The 2,404-nt window shown below is 64.5% G+C and carries 3 protein-coding genes; 1 reads left to right on the forward strand and 2 read right to left on the reverse strand.

Translation table 11 applies throughout. The annotated features are described in order from the left end of the window. Positions 1–133: 133 nt before the first annotated feature. Together QZY48_RS06560 and QZY48_RS06565 are read right to left on the reverse strand one after the other, a co-directional pair. Positions 134–328, reverse strand: a complete 195-nt coding sequence (locus tag QZY48_RS06560) for a hypothetical protein (protein ID WP_295429246.1) — start codon at positions 326–328, stop codon at positions 134–136. 12 nt (positions 329–340) lie between these two features. Continuing rightward, positions 341–1,168 carry a sulfotransferase gene (locus QZY48_RS06565; protein WP_295429248.1) on the reverse strand — a complete coding sequence of 276 codons (828 nt, stop codon included), beginning with the start codon at positions 1,166–1,168 and terminating at the stop codon, positions 341–343. A 275-nt stretch (positions 1,169–1,443) separates the two neighbouring features. Here QZY48_RS06565 and QZY48_RS06570 point away from each other — a divergent pair, with 275 nt between their 5' ends. After that, positions 1,444–2,133, forward strand: coding sequence for a response regulator transcription factor (locus QZY48_RS06570; protein ID WP_295429250.1), 690 nt, complete (start codon positions 1,444–1,446; stop codon positions 2,131–2,133). Positions 2,134–2,404 lie beyond the last annotated feature (271 nt).

Consider the following 2,404-nt stretch of genomic DNA (forward strand, 5'->3'; position numbering starts at 1 on the left):
TATGAAAAGGGCATCAGCCTATCGAAGAAATTGATGGAAGACGTCGAAGCACGGTTGAAGCGCAGCCCGACCTTGCCAAAATATGACATTTTTATCAAGCCTATTCTCGGGTAATATTTTTAACAGAAATCACCTAAGCGGTATTCGGCGCCGTGCCGTTGTTCGCGGTCACGATCGCCCAACTGAGGCTGTTGATCGTGCCGCCGGTGCCGTCGTCCGTGGGCTTCGTGACTGAACAATCGACGGCCGCCTGGACCGCGGGACCGGCCAAGGCCAGCGCGACGGCCAGCGCGAGCCGGTCAGGACGGGAGAAACTTGGTGCGTGCATCAGGAATTCCTTTCAATCGGTGAGTCGGCCGGGGAAAAAGGTGCGATAAAAATCGCCGAAATGGTCGCGCAACTCCCGGGCGATGCGCGGTGGGACCGGGTGCGGGGCCGGCGGGCGGATGGCGTTGAAGGTGCGATGCGGGTATTTGCAGCGGTAATGGCTGTCGCTCTCGCCGGGCTTGACCGGGAGCGCGAGCGGGTCGAAGGGGGTCGCCGGGAGCCCCAGCCAGCGGTGGATGTCCTGCATCGCGGCCACCGGCTCGCTCACCAGGTGCTCGAAGACGACGTAATAGACCTGCCGCTGCACCGCCTCCGGGACCTCTTGCAGGGCCTCGATCGACTTGAGCGGTCCGCCGATCAGCCCGTCGGCCGCCAGCAGCTTGTCGGCGCGGGCATAGTGCGAGAGGTGCGCCAAGTGGTCGGGGAAGTCGAGCAGCCGGGTACGGGCGTGCTGCGCCTCGATCGAGCCCAGGACCTGGCCGAGCTCGCGCACGCACACCAGCATCCGGAACCCGGGGTCGACCGCCTGCACGGTCTCGATCTGCGCCAGCCAGCCGCGATTTTTGTCCACCACCCAGGGCCGCTCGGCATCGGCGAACCAGCCGTCGACAAAGCCCTGCCAGGCGCGCGGCAGGCGGGCATAGGCGCGCTCGAAGTCCACGTCCAGTTGCGCCAGCAGGAACTCGTTGTCACTCCACTGGTGGCGCAACTGGATCAGGATCTGGCACAGGGGGGAGCTGTGACCGCTGCTCTCAATCTGCGGATGCAGGCCGAGCAACTGGCACAGCAGGGTGGAGCCGGCGCGCGGCAGGCCGGCGACATAGATCAGGCGGGGGGGCATGGTGGTTTACCTCTCGCCAGACGGTGGCAGTGCCACCGGCAAGGCGACCAGCGCGGGCGTGTTCATCTGAATGTGGAGCGCGCCCCCGCCGCGGCTTTATTCGGTAAGCCTCGACGATACGGAGCAACGCCGACCATGGCCGCTGCACGGCGGCGGCGCGGGCGGTGATCCACTACGCAACAGTCTAACAAAGGAAAGTCTCAAAAAAGGACACAATGACCTGAGACTCTTGTGAGACTATTACCCGCCAATGCGTTCATTTTTTTGGTGCCGCCATGAAACCGCTCGTTCTGCTCCGCCATCTGACCGCCCTCTGTGTCGAGGACGATCGCGGCCAGCGTAAGGTGGCCAGTCAATTACTGTTAAGTTTCTTTAACGAATTGCTGATGGCGGAGAGCGGCGAGGAGGGGTTGCGGCTGTTCGGGCAGAGGCCCGTCCAACTGGTGATCACGGACCTGAAGATGCCTGGGATGAACGGTCTGGAGTTGGCCGCGGCCATTCGGGAACGCGACCGCACGGTGCCGATTATCATCACCAGCGTATCTACCGAGACCGCCGATCTGCTGGCGGCGAACCAGCTCCAGCTCGTGGATTATCTGGTCAAACCACTGTCCCGGGAGCGGATCAAGGCGGCGCTCGAACGTGCGGCCTTGGGGCTGCTCGCCGAGGGCCGGGTGTTCGTCCGGTTGGATGCCGACACCACTTATTGTGCCGCCGACGGCACTCTCTGCCGTCTGACGGAGCGGATCGCGCTGACCTCCCGCGAACGGGACCTGCTCGACCTGCTGGCGGCGCATCGCGGCCAGTGGCTGAGCAAGGAGCGCCTGCTGGCCGGGCTCTACGCCGAGACCGAGACCGACACCGGCAGCGAGGCGGGCCTGAAGAACCTGCTCCTGCGGCTGCGCCACAAGATCGGGACGGACGCGATCCTCAATCGCTATGGCGTCGGCTATCGGCTGGTTTGACCCATTAGGCGGGGGCCTTGAGCATCGTTGCGGCCGGCGGCGGTTCGGTCGCAACCGGAGGTCGGGGCTTTAGCCGGTGGCGGTTTCCGATACATCCAAGAGCATCAAAGTCCCCCCGTGGGAGCGGCTTTAGCCGCGACGAGGCCCACGGCGGCGTGCGAGGTCGCGTCGCGGCTAAAGCCGCTCCCACCGGGCCGCGGCAACCTCTGGGGCCGGGTACTACAGCTCATGCACCGGGCGTCGTTGTCGTTGTCGTTGTCGTAATCGAACA

This window comes from uncultured Thiodictyon sp. (genome assembly GCF_903828115.1).
Lineage (GTDB): Bacteria > Pseudomonadota > Gammaproteobacteria > Chromatiales > Chromatiaceae > Thiodictyon.

What these genes read in the sequence shown, in the direction of transcription:
- QZY48_RS06560 (WP_295429246.1), bottom strand. Translation starts at nt 328, where the DNA reads ATGCACGCACCAAGTTTCTCCCGTCCTGACCGGCTCGCGCTGGCCGTC.
- QZY48_RS06565 (WP_295429248.1), bottom strand. Translation starts at nt 1,168, where the DNA reads ATGCCCCCCCGCCTGATCTATGTCGCCGGCCTGCCGCGCGCCGGCTCC.
- QZY48_RS06570 (WP_295429250.1), top strand. Translation starts at nt 1,444, where the DNA reads ATGAAACCGCTCGTTCTGCTCCGCCATCTGACCGCCCTCTGTGTCGAG.